Genomic DNA, 525 nt, shown 5'->3' on the forward strand with positions numbered 1-525 from the left:
TCGAATTAAACGCGTTTAGACGAACCCGCAGGGCAGCGCCTGGGGTCTTTCTACTGCGTTATCGCTTATTTACGTAGAGTGACTACACGGCATAAGCTCTGCCTTGTATCAAGACCCCACAAACTGCTGCAAAAATCATCTCGAAAGGTCAACAGACCCTAGGGACGGCGGGCTTCGCTGTCCAGCTCGGCAATACGCTCGGCAATCAGCTGTCGACTGTGCTTGAGCAAGTCTCTGATCTGATTGGGTGCATAGCCCTCGACCGAAATCGGCGGCATGATTTCGACTATCAGCTCACCATTGTCCCAGCGGTTCAGGTCAACCTGACCGAAATAGCTGGAGCAGGCGATGGGCACTATGGGAACGCCGGCCTGCAGGGCAATATGAAAGGCGCCGGTCTTGAAGGGCAACAGCCCCTTGCCCTTGCTGCGGGTCCCTTCGGGAAACATCCAGATCGACATGTTACGCTGGCGGATCTTGTCGACCACGGTACCGATGGTACTGGCGGCCTTGGCCTTGTTCTCT

Annotated in this window: 1 protein-coding gene; it reads right to left on the reverse strand. The window is 55.6% G+C overall.

Annotated features, from left to right (window positions below; translation table 11 throughout):
* Positions 1-158: 158 nt before the first annotated feature.
* Positions 159-525 (reverse strand): 1-acyl-sn-glycerol-3-phosphate acyltransferase (locus ACFFF6_RS19935; RefSeq protein WP_376983272.1); only part of this gene is annotated, 367 nt, incomplete at its 5' end.

The organism is Brachybacterium hainanense (genome assembly GCF_042434575.1).
Lineage (GTDB): Bacteria > Actinomycetota > Actinomycetes > Actinomycetales > Dermabacteraceae > Brachybacterium > Brachybacterium hainanense.